The sequence below is a fragment of the Streptomyces sp. NPDC006208 genome (assembly GCF_040613775.1).
Classification (GTDB): domain Bacteria; phylum Actinomycetota; class Actinomycetes; order Streptomycetales; family Streptomycetaceae; genus Streptomyces.
In genome coordinates, this window is the sequence record NZ_JBEXSW010000005.1 from 114,226 (window position 1) to 131,236 (window position 17,011).

Genomic DNA, 17,011 nt, shown 5'->3' on the forward strand with positions numbered 1-17,011 from the left:
ATTCTCGCCAGGCCTCTGACATGGGGTTCTGTGAAAGCAGCCATGTGCAGAGGCCTTCTTCCCTGTGGCGGGAACCTGACTATCGTGTGCTGCATGCATACGGTGGCAGTTCTTGCTCTGGACCATGTGGTGGCATTCGACATGGCCACACCCGTCGAGGTGTTCGGACGCACCCGGCTCCCCGACGGACGACGCCCCTACCGCGTCCGCGTCTGTTCCCCCACCCCTGAGGTGAGAACGGAGGCCTTCGCCCTGCGGGTCTCCTGGGGCCTGGAGGCGCTGGCGGAGGCCGACACGATCATCGTGCCGGGCTGCTCGGAGCAGGCACCGCCCCCGTCCCAAGAGGTCCTGGACGCACTGCGAGCCGCGGCGGCGGCAGGCACCCGGATCGCGTCGGTGTGCGCGGGCGCCTTCGTCCTGGCCGCAAGCGGACTGCTGGACGGACTCAGCGCCACCACGCACTGGGTCGCCGCCGACCAACTGGCCCGGCAGTTCCCGCTCATCGATGTGCAGCCCGACGTCCTCTACGTCGACAACGGGCAGATCCTCACCTCGGCCGGGGCCGCCGCAGGCCTGGACCTGTGCCTGCACATGATCCGCCGTGATCTCGGCTCTGCCGTTGCCGCCGACGCAGCACGCCTTTCCGTGATGCCCTTGGAACGCGAGGGCGGACAGGCGCAGTTCATCGTCCACGAGCAGCCACCCGTGCCGCAGGGCTCGGCCCTGCAGCCCGTTCTGGACTGGATCGAGGACAACCTCGCCAAGGACCTCACGCTGGATGTCATGGCCGAACGTTCCGGAATGAGCGGCCGCACGTTCAGCCGCCGCTTCCGTGAACAGCTGGGCACCACACCCCTGCAATGGCTGCTGCGGACCCGTGTGCGGCGGGCCCAGTATCTGCTGGAGAACACCGACCACTCCGTCGAACGCATCGCCCAGCAGGCAGGATTCGGATCACCGACAGCCTTCAGGGAACGTTTCCGGCGGGTCGTGGGCACCACCCCGCAGGCGTACCGCTCCGCCTTCCACGGACGCCGGTCCACGCAGCCGCTCGGTGCCGTGGCGAGCGCGTGATCGCACCGGCGCCCGGTCCGGACCCTGCACCGCCACGCCGTCGCCGCGTAGGAGCTGTCCGAGTCCGCAATCGACACCGTGCCGCCGCCCTGGCCGCCGGGGGGATGGTCGAACATGAACGAGGGACGGTGCGAGTGATGTGGTCCGAGGAGCAGCACCATCGGCTACCGCGCGGGTGCGTCAAAGGGCTGCGCAAGTGGTCGCGGCGGCAGCCGCGTTCACGCCGAACGTGTCCCCGGGCCCGCCGATTCGCCGTGATCACGGACGCTCGCCGCCAGGACGCGCCGACGCACAGCTCACGATGCGCGCCAGCCGCTCCAGCGCAGGACCGAGACCTCGACCACCGGTCCGTCGGGTGGCCGGCCGGCGTACTGCCGGTACTTCGCCGTGAGCAGCTCGATGCAGCGGGCTGTTTCGGGGGAGTGGTCCGGTGACGGGAGCACTCGGGCTGCGCCGTCGGCCCGGGCCCACCACAGGCGGTCCCAGTCCTCCTCGTAGTGGTCGGCGAGCAGGCAGACCGACGGGTTGGCGGCGATGTTGGCCAGGCGTTTCAGCCGTGTCGTCCGCTTCGGTTTGTGGTCCACGGCCAGCACCACCGTGTCGCCGTCCACGGCGAACACCACCGGTACCAGGTGCGGGCGGGCTGCCGTGTCGGCCGTTGCGAGGTGGGCGATGCGCGCCGCTGCGAACCGCTTCCGTGCCTCAGCGCTCGTCAGAGCGGGCATCGCACCCCTTCCCGGCAGTCCCGCCGTTCACGGCGGTCAGGGGGTCCTGGGCTCACCGGTACCGGGCAGCGAGTTCGGCCAGCCGGTCCAGGTGCTCCAGGGTCTCCCGTTCGGGCAGGGTCGGCACGTAGAACAGCAGCCGCTCGACGCCGAGACTGCCGTATCCCTCGACCTGCTCGGGATCGTCGGGAACCGCGTACACCGTCACCGGCACCTCTCGGTCGGCAAGGGCCCGTAGCCGCTCGATCTGCGGTCCGAGCTCCTGCGGCGGCGCGCTGCCGGCCAGCCACGCGTCCCCGAACTCCGCCACCCGCCGGAACGCGCCCTCGCCGCCGCCCACGTAGATCGGCGGGTGAGGGCGCTGCACGGGCTTGGGCCAGGCGAAGACCGGATCGAAGTTCACGAACTCGCCGTGGAACTCGGCCCTCTCCGAGGTCCACAGCTCTCGCATGGCGCGCAGCCGCTCGTCGGTGAGCCGGCCGCGGGTGGCGGGGTCGGTGCCGTGGTTCCTCATCTCCTCGCGGTTCCAGCCGACACCGACGCCGAAGATCACGCGGCCGCCGGAGACCAGGTCGAGCGAGGCCACCTCCTTCGCCGTGGTGATCGGGTCGCGCTGCGGGACCAGCGCGATGCCGGTGCCCAGCAGCAGCCGTTCGGTCACCACACCGATCGCGGTCAGGGCGACGAAGGGGTCGAGGGTGCGGTAGTAGATCTCCGGCAGCTCACCACCCATCGGGTAGGGCGTCCGGCGGTCCGCCGGGATATGGGTGTGCTCAGCGATGAACAGCGAGTCGAACGCCCGCTCTTCAAGCGCGGGGCCGAGCGAGGTCGGGCTGATGCCCTGGTCGGTGATGAAGGTCGAGACTCCGAATTTCACGACGGCTCCGTCGAGGGTCGAGTGCGGGAAGGCGTAGGAGGCACAGATCTGCTGACTACCCGCCCCGGGCGGCGCCGCTTCCATGACCACCCGGGTGAACCAGCGGGCAGCAGGTCCCGGGAGAACGGGGAGTGAGCGCTTCGGCAAGGACCGCTCCGCGGAGGCGCCTCTGCCGTGCGGGCTGAGGCCAAAGGCATTGCCCGCACCCGCAGCAGCCGGGCGTTCCGCGGCTACTCCGCCGTGGTGGCCGTCTGCCGGCCCACTTCGCGATGGGTGGCGGCGAGTACCCGGCGCATGTAGCGGCGACCGCCCGGTACCCGGCCGACACCGACCTGCGCTCCCTGATCAAGGACTTGCGGGGCGTCAGTGCTGACTTCGCACACCTGTGGGACTCCGGAATCGTCGGCGTCCATGAGTCCGACACCAAGATCGTCCACCACCCCGGCGTCGGAACGCTCACCCTCGACTGCGACGTGCGCATGGCTCCGGGCAGTGATCTGCGCGTCGTCGCCTACACGGCCGTCCCCGGCAGCGACGCCGCGGACAAGCTCGGACTCCTGCGCGTCATCGGCACCCGAGCCATGACCGAGGACAGCTTCCCGGCGTAGCGGCCGGCGGTGCCCGCCCGACGGTCCAGGTCCGCCGTTCTCGTCGTGGACCGTCCGTCACATAGCGGCCGGAACGAGCGATTCCGACAACAAGCGAACAGGGTTGACGTTTTTCGGCCATTGCGGGACCGGTGGCGCACTGTGCGCAATCAGCAGCTGTCGCGGCGTGGCTGCGGCGGGCGGCTGCTGTCCCGAGATGGGTCGCGCATGCGTCATTCATCCGGACGTAGCCCCCATCTGGCGAAATATTTCCTGACCTGACGCCAAAACGGTGAAGGAAATGACCGAAAGTGATCATCCGCTTTTGACTGCCGATCGGCCGTACGGTGAGTGTCGTTCACATGCCCGTAACACCCCGAGCCGCCGACGGCGGCCCGCTGCGTATGCGTGACTTCCGTCTGCTGCTCGCCGGAGCGGCCGCCGGACAGCTCGGAGCCCACGTCACCCTCGTGGCCCTGCCCCTCGTGGCCGTGCTCGAACTCGAGGCGTCCGCCTTCCAGGTGGGTCTGCTGACGGCCGCCGAGACCGCCGCGTTCCTGCTCATCGGCCTGCCCGCCGGCGCCTGGACCGACCGTATGCGCAAGCGGCCGCTGATGATCCGGGCCGACGCGGTACGCGCCGCGGCCATGGCCAGCATTCCCGTCGCCGCGCTCGCCGACGTCCTGACGATGGCCCAGCTGTACGTCGTCGCCCTGATCACCGGCGTGGCGACCGTCTTCTTCGACGTGGCTCACCAGAGCTTCCTGCCCCAGCTGCTGTCCAGGGAACAGCTCGTCACGGGCAACGGGGCACTGGAGACGGTCCGTTCATCGGCGCAGGTGACGGGCCCAGGGCTCGGCGGCGGACTCGTCCAGTTGCTCGGAGCCCACCTGGCCATCGTGGCCGACGCCGTCGGCTATGCCCTGTCCGCTCTGTTCCTCCTCGGCATCAAGCAGCCGGAGAGCCGCCCCGAGCCGGTACCGGGCGCCTCCCTGCGCAAGGACATCGGCGAGGGCGTGCGCTTCGTCACCGGTCACCCGCTGCTGCGTGTCATCGCCCTCACGACCGGCCTCGCCAACTTCTTCACCGCGGTGCTCATGGCCACCCAGACCGTCTTCCTGGTCCGGGTGCTCGGGCTGGAGCCGGGTGCGGTCGGCCTTGTGCTGTCCGCCTCGGCGGTCGGCGGGCTCGCCGGTGCGTTCTGCGCGGGCACGCTCGCCTCCCGGCTCGGCCAGGCCCGGATCATCTGGCTGTCCGCGCTCGCCACCGGCCCGTTCGCACTTCTGTGGCCGCTGTCGGGGAACGGGGCGGGCGGCGCGGCCCTGTTCGCCATCGGCTCCGGTGTCGTCTCCTTCGGCGCCGTCGTCTACAACGTCGCCCAGGTGAGCTTCCGCCAGGCCCTGTGCCCGCCCCGGCTGCTGGGCCGGATGAACGCCACGCTGCGGTTCCTCATGTGGGGCACCCTCCCGCTCGGTGCCCTGCTGGGCGGCGCCCTGGCCGACAGCTTCGGCCCGCGCACCGCGCTGGCCTGGTGCGCGGCGGGATTCCTCGCCGTACCACTGCCGCTGCTCCTGTCCCCGCTCAGCCGGATGCGTGACCTGCCGGTGGCCGAGGACGCTCAGGACGCGACCGCTCACGACACCGAGGACCGGACCGCGTCCGTCAACTGACCCGCCCTTGCCCTACCCAGAACCCGCCTTCGCCTTTCGGACGGCGCGCCCGGACCTGCCCTCGCCTCACCCATGGCCGCCGCGCCCTGCCCGGTCGGCCTGGCCACGACAGAGAGGATCACGTGCTCAGCATCACCGGCCAGTACCTCGCCCGCTACCGGCAACTCGGTACCGGCAGCGGGGCCGAAGCCCTGCTTCCCGTCACCGGAGCCCAGCGCCGCTTCGTACTGGTGCGTTCCCTCGACCCCGCCGGGCGACCGGACCTGGTGCCGATGTTCTTCGCGTTCCCGCACGGCACCGTCGACGTGGAGCGTCTCACGGCGGCCGGGAACCGTCTCGCCGCCCGGCACCCCGTCCTGCGCGCCCGGCCGGTCGTCGTCCGCGGTACGCCCGTGCTCCGACCGGAGCAGCCGGACGTACCCGTGACCCGGGTGCCTTGCGCCCCGCGGGAGACCGCAGCAGCGGCGCTGCGCCGTGTCCTCGGTGACTGGGCCCCGCAAGGCTCGCCGCTGCGGATGTTCCTGGCCCAGGACGAGGCACACACCGGCGACGAGACGCTCGCCGTCGTCCTGGACCACAGCGCCTGCGACGGCCGGTCGCTGGCCCGCATCGTGGAGGAACTCGGCGCCGCCTATGCCGGGAGCACCGACGCCGAAGGACCGTCCCCCGCCGAGACCGCCGCCGAGCTGGCCGCCTACCGGGAAGCGGTCCTGCTCCAGCTGGACGCCGAGGACCGTGCCACTTCGCCCTCCGCGATGGCCTACTGGGGCGAGCGGCTCCGCGCCGTACGCGATCAGGCCCCCGCGCCGCGGCCGGAGCGCCCGACCGCCGGGACACTGCCGAGCGGCTCGGCCGAACTGCAACTGCCGTCCTCCGCCGGCTCAGTGCCGTTCCCCGATCTGCTCGACGCCTGCCGGGCGGCCGCGCGGGTGCTGTACGGACCGGGCCATGCGGTGCCGCTCGGCTACCCGTGGGGTGGTCGCCCGTCCGGCGCCGCTCCGGTCCTCGGCTGCTTCCTCAACACCGTGGTCTTCCCGGCCGTGACCGGGCAGAGCCCTGCCGCGGAGGTGACGGCCGACGCATGGTGGGACGATCTGGACCGGGCCGACACCCCCTTCGACGCGGTGGTGCACGCCGCCCGGGCCGCCGGCTCCGCCTGGACCGGCCGGCTCGACGGCCTGCTGACCGTGGACGACGCCCGCCAGCGCCCGCCGCTCCGCCTGGGCGGTGTGGCAGGCCGCGAGATCCAGGTCGACGGCAGAGCGGTACGCGGCCCCTTCGCCGTGTCCGTCACCCAGGGCTCCGCACTGCAGCTGCGCATGGTGTGGGACCGCGCGGTCCTCGACGACCACACCGCCGAGCACGCCTTCGCCGCGCTGGCCGACTCGGTCAGGGCGTCGTCCCGCACAGCAACCTGACGCGCCGGCCCCGGTGACCGGGCCCGGCAGCCCGCGGGCTGTGGCCCGTACACCTCTCGACCGCTCCGTCCGCTTCAGAGCCGAACAACCGGGCCATGCCACGCGATCCGCGGACCGCCCGTGCGAACACCGCCGGACACGACCGTGCCCGGCCGACAGAAGACCGACCCGACAACCTCAGGGATCGCCCATGCTTCCCCTCTCCTCCTCACAGGAGATCGTCTGGCTGCACGAACAGGTGCAACCGGGCAGCCGTGCCTACAACTTCACCGCAGCGCTCGACCTGTGGGGCACCCTCGACATCGATGCCCTGCGCCACGGGCTCACCGCTGCACTCGGCCGGCACGCCGGTCTGCGGCTCGAACTCGTCGCCGTCGAAGGGGCGATGCCCGGGCAGCAGGTCGCCCGGACCTGCGCGCCGCGCCTCCACACGGTCGACTTCCGCGATGAGGACGACCCGGAAACGGCGTTCCGGGAACTGCTGCGCACCGAGGCGGAGACGCCGCTCGACACCTTCCAGGCGCCGCTGCTGCGGTGGACCCTGGTCCGGCTCGCGGACGACCTGCACCGCCTCATCCATGTCGAGCACCATCTCATCCACGACGGCCACTCGTTCGCGATCCTGCTCAGGGACGTCTTCAGCGTCTACCGAGGCCATGTTCTGGGCGAGCCGGTCGCGCTGCCGCCCGCTTCCTCGTACGCCGACCACGTCCGTGCCCAGGCAGAGTCCCCGTTCCCGCCGGAGAGCCTGGACCACTGGACGGCCGAACTGCGGGACGTCGCCCATGACATGCCGCTGCCCGGACTGACCCGGCCCGGCGCGCGGCGACGGCACCACGGCGGACAGCTGCGCCAGTCGATCGGCGCGGACCTGGCCGAGCGGCTGCGCGAGCACGCCCGCTCGCGAGGACTCACCCCGTTCGCCACCCTCCTCGGACTCTTCGCCGAGCTCCTGCGCCGGCACAGCGGCCGCTCGCAGATGGTCGTCGGCACCGCCGTCGGCAACCGCCCGCGCGGCTTCGAGGACGCCGTCGGCATGTTCGTCAACACCATCCCGCTCCCACTCCGACTGGATCCCGCAGCCCCGGCCGAGGACACCATGGACGAGGTGACCGACACCCTCATCCGGGCCCTGCCGCACCAGGAGGTGCCGGTCCAGGAGCTGACCCGCGCGCTCGGTATGCACACCTCGGGCGCCGACAACCCCCTCTTCAGCGTCATGTTCAGTGCGCACGACGCCGAGCTCCCGCAGATCGAGGTGCCCGGCCTGGACATCACGCTCTTCGAGGGGTTCAACACCGGCACCACCCGGTTCGACCTCGACGTGGTGCTGCTGCCGGACGACCGGCGCGGGGTCACCCCCCGACACGGCGCCGCAGGCATGACGCTCGTCTGGGACTACGACGCCGACCTGTTCGGTGAGGACGTGGCGAAGCTGCTCGCCGGACGGTTCCTGGACCTGCTGCGGTCCTACCTCGACGCCCCCGGCACAGCCTTGGCCGACCTGGCGCCCGCGCGCCCCGAGGACACCCCGCCGCCCGCCGCCGCGCAGGCTCGGCAGGAGGGCGACCCGCTCGACCCGGCCGCCGCCCACGACCCGGCCCTGCCCGCCCTGCTGATCGGTGCCCGCCGCATCACCTACGGCGACCTGGACAACCAGGTCGACTCGCTCGCCCGGCGGCTGCGCGACGCCGGAGTGACGGCTGGTCAGCCCGTGGCAGCCGTACTGCCCCGAGGCGCCGACTCGGTCGTCACCCTGCTGGCCTGCCTGAGGACCGGCGCCGTGTACTGCCCGCTCTCGCCGTCCGATCCGCAGGCCCGCCTCGAACTGCTGCTGAACCGGCTGGCTCCGGCGCTGGTCCTGACCTCCTCCGACAGCTCCGTGACGATCCCGGACGGCCTGCCCGCGGCCACGGTCGGCACTCCGGTGCTGCCCCGGGCGCGCGCGGCCGAAGTGGTGCCCGGCACCTCGTACATCATCCACACCTCCGGCTCCACAGGCGTTCCCAAGCCTGTCGCCGTCGGCCGAGCGGCACTGGAGCACCATCTGACCGCGGCCGCCGACCGCTTCGGACTGGGCCCCGGCGACCGGGTCCTGCTGTTCGCCCAGCCGTCGTTCGACGTGGCGCTCGAAGAGGTGCTGCCGTCGCTCCACGCCGGGGCCTGCCTCGTCGTCCCCGAGCACGAGGTGCCCACCGGAGCCGAGCTCACCGGTCTGCTGGCCGCCTCCCGCGTCAGTGTCGCCAACCTGCCCACGAGCTACTTCCTCGCCACCCGCGAGGAGATGCGGCCCGCGTTGCGCGACGGCAGCTGGACGCCGCGACTGCTCGTGCTCGGCGGCGAACGCCTTCCCGCCGATGCGATGCGGGACTTCCTGGCCGACACCGACGCCACTGTGCTCAATGTGTACGGCGTCACGGAGGCGGCCATCAGCTCCACCGTCCACGAGATCACCCGCGACGCCCTCACCGACGGCGCGGAGATACCCCTGGGCACCGAACTGCCCGGCGAGCGGGTGCACGTCCTGGACGCCCACCACCGGCCGCTGCCGACCGGGGCGGTCGGCGAACTGGCCGTGGCGGGACCGGGACTCGCCGAGGGATACGTCGGCAACCCGCAGGCCACGGCCGCTCGTTTCGTCTCCGTCGACGCGCTCGGCGGCGAGCGGGTCTACCTCACCGGAGACCTCGGCTACCGGGGCCTCGACGGGCTGCTGTACTTCCTGGGGCGCCGCGACAACCAGATCAAGCTGCGCGGCCACCGCATCGAGCTGGAAGAGGTGGAGGCCTCGGCGTCCGCGGCGCTCGGCGGCCGGTCCTGCGCCGTCGTGCTCGACCGGGAAGCTCCCGGCGGACCCCGGCTCGTCGGCTTCCTGGAGAGCGCCGACGCGCACGAGTCGTGGGACGAGCAGGCGCTCCACGCCGAGCTGAGCCGGCGGCTGCCCGGCGCCCTCGTGCCGGCCCGCTGGGCAAAGCTGGACACCATGCCGACCCTGGCCGGAGGCAAGCCCGACCGGGTGGCGCTGGCCCGCCTGGCCGCCGCGCTCGAGCCCGCCTCGCCCGAGGAACCGGCCTTCCGTGAGCCGGCCGACCCCGGCGATCCGATGACCGCACTGCTTGCTGAGGGCTGGCGTGAAGTGCTGGGCCACAGCCGCTTCGACGAGTCCTCCCACTTCTTCCGGACCGGCGGCCACTCCCTGCTCGCCGCCCAGCTCGCCGCCTGGCTGGAGCCGCGGCTCGGGGAGCGCCCGCCGCTGCGGCTGCTCTTCCAGAACCCCGTGCTCGCCGACCAGGCCGGTGCCCTCGCGGCCGCCACCACCTCGACGGAGTCGTGATGACCCAGTCCCTGACCGCCCCGACCACCACCGCCGCGCCGCTCAGCATCGCCCACGGCGCCGCCGCTGTGGGCACCGGAGTGCTCACCCGCTTCGAGGAATGGGTGAGCCGAACCCCGCAGGCCCCTGCGGTGATCGACGGCACCCACACCTGGACCTACCAGGATCTCGACACCGCGGCCACGCGGGTCGCCGCCGCACTGGGCGACCGCGTACGCCCCGGGGACCTGGTGGGCGTCTGCCTCGACCGCTCCGCCGCTCTCGTGGTGACCGCCGTCGCCCTCGCCCGGATGGGCGCCGTCTACCTGCCGCTGGGCCCCCGGCCCGGGCAGCGCCGCACCGACGCCGTCACCGAGGACCTGAACGTCGTCTGCCTCATCGGTGCCCCGGAGGTCCTGCCACCCCGGCACCGGGCCGCCGACCAGGTGCCCCTGGCGCTGCCCGGCGAGGGCACCAACGCAGCGGCCACGGTCGTCGCCGCCTTCGCCGCGCCCGGCCCCGACGCCCGCCGCGCTCCCGCCGGAACGTTCTACGCCGTACTGACGTCCGGCTCCACCGGCCGCCCCAAGGCGGTCGCCGTCGCCGAACCCTCACTCGCCGCGCTGCTCGACTGGTACCGCGCCGAGACCGGCCTCGCCCGCGGTGACCGGCAGTCCCTGCTCATCGGGGTCGCGTTCGACCCGCACCTGCTGGAGCTGTGGGCCGGGCTCACCTCCGGCGCCGCGCTCGTCCCCGCCCCCGACGACGTCCGCTGGGACCCCGCCGTGCTCACCGACTGGTGGCGCGACGCCGCCGTGACGGTCTCCGTCGGGGCCACCCCGATGATCGAGCCGCTGCTGGACCGTCCCTGGCCGCAGGACCTGACACTGCGTCATCTGATCGTCGGCGGCGACCGGATGCGGCGGCGTCCGGGCAGCGACGTCACGGCCACCGTCCACAATGCGTACGGGCCGGCCGAAGCCAGCGTCGTCACCACCACGTACGCGATGCGCGGCACCGAGCGGCTCGCCGGTGAGCAGTCGCCGCCGCCCATCGGACGTCCCGTACCGGGCGTGACCGTTGTCGTCACCTCGGACGACGGCCGGCCCGTCGCACGCGGCGAGGACGGCGAACTCCGCATCGGGGGAACCTGCCTGGCGATCGGCTACCTCGACCCCGAACTCACCGCCCGCCGTTTCACCGCTCCGCCCGAGGGTCTGGACCTGCCTGGTGTCGACCGGCTCTACCGCACCGGTGACCGTGTACGGATGACGGCCGAGGGACAGCTGGAATTCCTCGGTCGCCTCGACGACCAGGTGAAGATCAGCGGCGTCCGTGTCGAACCGGCCGAAGTGGAAGCCGCGTTCGAACAGGACCCGGCAGTGCACAGCGCCGTCGTCACCGCGCCCCGCACCCCCGACGGCCACACCCGCCTCGTCGCGTACGTGCGCCCTGCCACCGGAGCCGCCCCGGACACCGACGCGCTTGTGGCTGCGGTACGGGCCTGGCTCCCCGAGCAGGCCGTGCCCTCCGCCGTCCGGATCGTGGACGCCTACCCCCTGGACGCCAACGGCAAAGTGGACCGGGCCGAGCTGACCCGCCGGGCAGCTGCCGACGACACGCCCGGCGCCGACGACCTGCCCGGCGACGCCACGCTCACCGAGCTGCTCGTGCTGCGTGCCGTACGCGACCTCCTCGGCCGCCCCGGGACCGCTCTCACCGACAACTTCACCGACGCCGGAGGCACCTCGCTCGTCGCCGCCCGGTTGCTGACGGCCATCGAGCAGGAGACCGGCGTACGGCTGCGCGCCCCCGAACTGCTGCGTCAGCCGGACCTGCGAGCCGTGGCCGTCCTCGTCGACAAGCGCCGCGCCGGTGCGCGGCAGACGGGAGCCTGACATGACCCTCCTCGACCTGCACACCCACGACACCCGGAAGGACGGCTCCATGCCTGCCGGCCGCATCCAGAGCGCCCCGGCGGGGGCGCCGCCCGCGCCCCGTGCAGCGCTGCCCGCCCTCGTGGCCCGGCATGCCGAACGCACCCCGGACGCGCTCGCCGTCGCCGACGGCGACACCACGCTCACCTACGCACAGCTCGTCACCCGTGCCCGCGCGCTCGCCGCCCATCTGCGCGACAACGGGGTGCGCCGCGGCGACCGGGTGGCGCTGCTGATGCCCCGCTCGGCCGGCACGGTCGTTGCCCAGCTCGCACTGTGGTCGGCGGGCGCCGTGTGTGTGCCCCTCGACCCGGCACATCCGCGCCCGCGCACCGAGGCCATGACCGCTGACGCGGGTGTCACCCTGACCGTCGGCGACCGCAAGCTGCTCGAATCGGCTGCGCTCACCGGCCCCACGCTGCCGCTGCCCGGCGAGGCGCTGCTCACCGGTGCCACCGTGGCGGAATCGGACCCGGACGTCACGGCGTTCATCATGTTCACCTCGGGATCCACCGGCCGTCCCAAGGGCGTCGCCGTCCCGCACGACGCCATTGCCGAACTGGTCCGTGACCCGTCCTATGTGACCATCACCCCCCGGGACCGCGTCCTCTTCCACTCACCGATGACGTTCGACGCGTCGACGTTCGAAGTGTGGGGAGCGCTCGCCGCCGGCGCCGCCGTGGTCGTGTGCACCGTCGAACGGCCTTCGTTCGAGGACCTGGCCCAGCACGTGGAACGCCACGGTGCCACCGTCGCGTTCTTCACCACCGCGCTCTTCCATCAGCTGGCCGCCCGCCGCTCCCGCGTGTTCTCCCTCCTGCGCACCGTCGTCGTGGGCGGCGAAGCCCTTGCCGCCACCCATGCCCGCCAGGTCCTGCGCGCCTTCCCCTGGCTGGAACTCGTCAACGGCTACGGCCCGACCGAGACGACCACGTTCGCCACGGCCCACCGCGTCACCGACGCCGACTGCGACGGACAGATCCCGATCGGCCGGCCGATCGCCGGCGCGAGCGCGCACATCCTGGACGACCACGGCCGCCCGGCGGGAGACGGGCAGCGCGGCGAGCTGTGGATCGGCGGCAGCCGGCTGGCCCACGGCTACGCGGGACAGCCGGAGCTCACCGCCGAACGCTTCACCCAACACCCCGAACTGGGCCGCCTCTACCGCACGGGCGACGTGGTCTCCCGCCGGCCGGACGGGGTGCTGGACTTCCACGGCCGCACCGACGACCAGGTGAAGGTCCGCGGCTTCCGCATCGAACCGGGAGAGGTCGAGCACGCCCTGCGGGACCAGCCCGACGTCGACGACGCGGCCGTCACCGTCCACCGGCCCACCGAGGACGACGCCCGGCTGGTCGCCTTCGTGGTGGCCGCACCCGGGCCCGTGCCCCGTGGGGAGGCTCTGCGCGACCGGCTCACCGCCGTACTGCCCGCCCACCTGGTCCCGGACAGCATCACCGCCGTCGAGCGGCTGCCGCTCACCGCCACCGGCAAGGTCGACCGCCGCGCGCTCGCGAGTCTCGCCGGCTCGGCGGGAACCGGCGCGCCCGCCGAGCCGATGACACCACTGGAGCAGGCCGTGGCCGACATCTGGAGCCGGGCGCTGGGCACCGACGTCACCCGGCCGGACGCCGACTTCATCGCCCTCGGCGGACACTCCCTGCTCGCCCTCGTCGTGACCGACGACCTTCGCGAGGAACTGGGCGTGGAACTGGCACTCGCCGACTTCTTCGGCGCCCCCACGGTGGCCGGACAGGCCGCCCTCGTCGAACGCGAACTGCTCGCCGCCCACAGCGACCTGCACCCCGAAGCCCCGGAGTACGCCGATGCCCACTGACGTCCCCGCTGCTGCCGCCCGCCAGGAGGAACTGCTGCGCCGGGCACGTGCCCGCGCATCCGGACGTGGCGCGTCCGCCTCTGGCGCGCCCCCGGCCGCCTCCGAATCGGCCGGCCGGGGGCCCGCCCCGCTCTCGCACGCCCAGCGCCGCATGTGGCTGATGGACCGGCTCGGCCACGGCAGCGCCTCCTACAGCGTGCCCTTCGCCACCCGGCTGCGCGGCCCGCTCGACGTGGCCGCGCTCACCACCGCGGTGACCGCGCTCGTACAGCGTCACGAGATCCTGCGCACCCGGTACGGACAGCGGGACGGCGAGCCGTACCAGGAGACGCTTTCGGCACCCGAAGCCGTGCCCGTGCCCGTCGTGGACACCGACGAGGACGGTGCCCACGCCCTGCTGGCCGAGGAGGCGCGCCGCCCCTTCGACCTGTCCACCGGCCCCGTGATGCGCGCCCTGGTGCTGCGTCACGGGGAGCAGGACCACACGGTGCTGCTGACCTTCCATCACATCGCCATCGACGGCGGGTCCCTGGAGACGGTCGCCCGCGAACTGGCGGAGCTGTACGGGTCGGCCGTTCACGGAACCGGACCGCGGCCGCATGCAGCGCCACCGCAGTACGCCGACTTCGCACGGAACGAACTCGCCGCGGCCGGCCGTCTCGACGAGGGGCTGCGCCACTGGACCGGCCGTCTCGCGGATGCCACGCCCCCGCGCCTGCCGCGCCCCACGAAGGCGCCGTCCGACGCCGTCACCCGGCCGGCCGGCACCCGCACCGTCCCGCTCGGAGAGCAGGTGCCGCAGGCGCTGCGCGCCCTGGGCAGCGAACACCGCGCCACCCTCTTCACGGTGGCCCTCGCAGCGGCGTTCGCCGCCCTGCAGCGCCTCACCGGCAGAGACGACCTGGTCATCGGGGTCGCCAGCACCCACCGCCAAGGCGCTGCCATGCGCGAGCTCGTCGGTCTGTGCGTCAACACCCTTCCGGTACGCGTGGACACCTCCGGCGACCCGGCCTTCACGGCGCTCGTCGAGCGGGTACGGGACGCGCTGCTGGAAGCCCAGCAGTACCGGCACGTGCCGTTCGACCTCGTCCTGGAGCGGCTCGGCGCCGCCGCGCGCGACACGGACGGCACGGCGCTTGTCCGGGTCACAGCCGATGTCCTCGGCGAGCCGACGGCGCTCCATCTGCCGGGCATGGCAGGGGAGTACGTGGAAGTGGGCGTCGACGAGGCCAAGTTCGACCTCTCCTTCGGCCTGTTCGACACCGAGGTGCCCGCGGCTCTGGTGCAGTACCGCAGGACCGCGCTGGACGGCGACGCGGCGACCGGCCTCGGCACGCACTACGCGACCCTGCTCGAAGCGGTGGCGGCCGACCCGCACCTGCGGCTGTCCCAGCTCGGGGGAACGGCGCCTGCGCCCCAGGAGAGCGAGGGCAGCCGCGACCCGCAGGGCACCGGGGACACCCCGGGCGGGCACCCGGCCGAGGCGGCGCTGCGGACCCACCCCCGGATCGCCGACGCCACCGTGGCCGGGCCGGCCGGCGGGCCGCTGCTGGCGTACGCCGTTCTGCGCGAGAGTGTCGGCCCGACACCCCATGAGCTGCGCGCCCACCTGCGGGCGGCCTTGGCACCGGAGTCGGTACCGGCCGCTGTCACCCTGCTGGACTCCCTGCCGCGCACCGCCGACGGCGGGGTCGACCAGGCGCGCCTGCCCGGGATGCCGGCACCCGCCGTGCCGACGGGCCCCCGTGCCGACGCCGTCACCGAGGGCTTCACCGCGCTGCTGGGACGAGTGCCGGCACCGGACGACGACTTCTTCGCCCTCGGCGGGCACTCTCTGGTCGCCGTCCGGCTCGCCGAGCGGTTGCGGGAGGCGCTGAAACTGCCGCTGACCGGGCTCGACGTCCTCCAGGCGCGTACCCCCAGGGCGGTCACCGCCCTGCTGGACGCACGCGAGATCGAACGGGCCGCCGCCAAGGCCGCACCCGTGTCCGCCCGTCCGCGGCGCACCCGCCCGGGCACGGTCCTGGTCACCGGGGCAACCGGAGGGGTCGGCGCGTCCATTGTGCGTGAACTGGCCGCCCAGGGACGCCCGGTGCTGGCCCTGGCCCGCCCCGAGTCCGCTCACCTGGTCGCCGCGGAAGGCGTGGACGTCGTCGAGGGCGACCTCGCCGACCTGGCCGGACTGCGCCAGGCCGTCGACGGCGCGGACGCGGTCGTCCACGCCGCCTGTACCTTCACCCGGCCCGAGGTCGACGTGGCGGCCATGGAGGCCATGACCGCCGCTTGGCGGCGCGGCCCGTTCGTCTTCGTCAGCAGCGTCGACGCCTACGGGCACCCCGCCGAGGACCGGGTCGCCGAGGAGTCGGCCTCCCGGGATCCGCTCAGTCCCTATGGACGGGCCAAGCTCGACTGTGAGGCCCTGCTGCTGCGCGCGGCCGGAACCGAAGGCCGGGGCGGAGCCAGCGCCGTGCGCTCACCGATCGTGTGGGGCCCGCACGACCGGCTGCGCGACCAGCTGCGCTGGGGAGCGACGGGCATGCTCTACCAAGCCGCTCAGGAGGGCCGGCCCATCGCCCTGCCACGGCCGGGCACCGGCGGACACGCCTGGTACGGCGCGGCCTGGGTGCACGCGGCGGCCTTGGCCCGGTCCGTGACCGCCTGTCTGGACACGCCGGTGCACGGAGTCGCCAACGCCCTCAGCGGTCATGTCTCGTGGCGCGACCTCGCCACCGACCTGACCGAACTTCTCGGCAGCACCAGTCCGATCCACGAGACGGACCAGGTCCACCAGGACCTCGACCACCGCTGGCACTACGACTGCGCCCGCTTGGCCGCGCCGTTGCGTTCACAGCCGGGAGAGGACCGTCGCTCGGTCCTGTCGGCCATGGTCAACGGCGGTTCCGGGCAGGCCCTTTGACGTGACCCGGAGGAGATGCGGGCAATGAGCGCGTACGTCTCCCCACCGCGTGAGTGAGCGCAGCGAAGGGCGCCTGCCGGGCTTCGGCCCAGGTCAGGCGCCTTTCACAGACGTCTGGAGGAAGCCGGGCTGCTGCGGCGAGCCGCTCACCAGGAGGGTCTTCGCCTCACCGAGATACATGTGCGACTTGCTTGCTGACGGGTGGGAAGAGTGCGATTGCCTCGGGCGCGCACCACGTCCGTTCCCCGGTTTCTGCCCCTACGCGTTGCGCGAGCGGGATCCGGGCAACACGCTCGACACGCGTGGGAGCGGGAGCCTGGACTCCCGGCGCCCGTCAGGGATGCGTCCGCCGGAGCCGGTCACCGGAAGCCTGCTCGGAGCTGGCCGGGTGAGCGTCTTGTGGGCACGTCATCGGAGCGTCACGATAAGGAGCGTCACCCGGAGCCGTACCGGTCGAGGAGACCCCATGGACAGCGACGAGCAGCAGCCCGTGATCATCCTTGGTGTGATACCGGACCACAGCGGAATTCCGCTCGGTCAGGTGTCCGAGGAGGTGGAGATCACGGTTCTGGCGCGGGTCGGATCCGCGCGCGGCGAGACGACGTCGGCATTCCAGTCTGCGGTGTCGGCCCGGCCCTCGCCTTGAACCAGGGCCT

The 17,011-nt window shown here is 72.9% G+C and carries 11 protein-coding genes; 9 read left to right on the top strand and 2 right to left on the bottom strand.

The window, feature by feature from the left end; genetic code table 11:
• The first annotated feature begins 93 nt into the window (after window positions 1-93).
• Window positions 94-1,074 (top strand): helix-turn-helix domain-containing protein, encoded by a 981-nt coding sequence (locus ABZ208_RS05475; protein ID WP_356908264.1) that lies wholly within the window; start codon window positions 94-96, stop codon window positions 1,072-1,074.
• Between the two features lie 296 nt (window positions 1,075-1,370).
• Here the strand turns inward: ABZ208_RS05475 and ABZ208_RS05480 are convergent, their stop codons facing one another.
• Both ABZ208_RS05480 and ABZ208_RS05485 read right to left on the bottom strand, forming a co-directional pair.
• Window positions 1,371-1,799, bottom strand: a complete 429-nt coding sequence (locus ABZ208_RS05480) for a TIGR03668 family PPOX class F420-dependent oxidoreductase (RefSeq protein WP_356908265.1) — start codon at window positions 1,797-1,799, stop codon at window positions 1,371-1,373.
• 52 nt (window positions 1,800-1,851) lie between these two features.
• A complete protein-coding gene (locus ABZ208_RS05485; protein WP_356908339.1) occupies window positions 1,852-2,676 on the bottom strand; it encodes an LLM class F420-dependent oxidoreductase in 825 nt (274 codons plus the stop codon).
• Between the two features lie 269 nt (window positions 2,677-2,945).
• On the opposite strand from ABZ208_RS05485, the gene ABZ208_RS05490 reads away from it, so the two are divergent.
• The 8 genes from ABZ208_RS05490 to ABZ208_RS05525 all read left to right on the top strand — a co-directional run bounded on the left by ABZ208_RS05490 (window position 2,946) and on the right by ABZ208_RS05525 (window position 17,001).
• Complete coding sequence (locus ABZ208_RS05490) at window positions 2,946-3,284, top strand: hypothetical protein (RefSeq protein WP_356908266.1); 339 nt, start codon at window positions 2,946-2,948, stop codon at window positions 3,282-3,284.
• Window positions 3,285-3,625: 341 nt separating this feature from the next.
• Window positions 3,626-4,933 carry an MFS transporter gene (locus ABZ208_RS05495; protein ID WP_356908267.1) on the top strand — a complete coding sequence of 436 codons (1,308 nt, stop codon included), beginning with the start codon at window positions 3,626-3,628 and terminating at the stop codon, window positions 4,931-4,933.
• A 122-nt stretch (window positions 4,934-5,055) separates the two neighbouring features.
• Window positions 5,056-6,351, top strand: coding sequence for a non-ribosomal peptide synthetase (locus ABZ208_RS05500; RefSeq protein ID WP_356908268.1), 1,296 nt, complete (start codon window positions 5,056-5,058; stop codon window positions 6,349-6,351).
• A 190-nt stretch (window positions 6,352-6,541) separates the two neighbouring features.
• A complete protein-coding gene (locus ABZ208_RS05505) occupies window positions 6,542-9,685 on the top strand; it encodes an amino acid adenylation domain-containing protein (protein ID WP_356908269.1) in 3,144 nt (1,047 codons plus the stop codon).
• A complete protein-coding gene (locus tag ABZ208_RS05510; protein WP_356908270.1) occupies window positions 9,685-11,562 on the top strand; it encodes a non-ribosomal peptide synthetase in 1,878 nt (625 codons plus the stop codon). The genes ABZ208_RS05505 and ABZ208_RS05510 overlap by 1 nt, the downstream gene beginning before the upstream one ends.
• Before the next feature lies 1 nt (window position 11,563).
• Window positions 11,564-13,438 carry a non-ribosomal peptide synthetase gene (locus ABZ208_RS05515; RefSeq protein ID WP_356908271.1) on the top strand — a complete coding sequence of 625 codons (1,875 nt, stop codon included), beginning with the start codon at window positions 11,564-11,566 and terminating at the stop codon, window positions 13,436-13,438.
• Window positions 13,428-16,355, top strand: coding sequence for a condensation domain-containing protein (locus tag ABZ208_RS05520; protein WP_356908272.1), 2,928 nt, complete (start codon window positions 13,428-13,430; stop codon window positions 16,353-16,355). The genes ABZ208_RS05515 and ABZ208_RS05520 overlap by 11 nt, the downstream gene beginning before the upstream one ends.
• Window positions 16,356-16,821: 466 nt before the next feature.
• Window positions 16,822-17,001: a hypothetical protein gene (locus ABZ208_RS05525; protein ID WP_356908273.1), complete on the top strand. Its 180-nt coding sequence runs from the start codon at window positions 16,822-16,824 to the stop codon at window positions 16,999-17,001.
• Window positions 17,002-17,011: the final 10 nt, after the last annotated feature.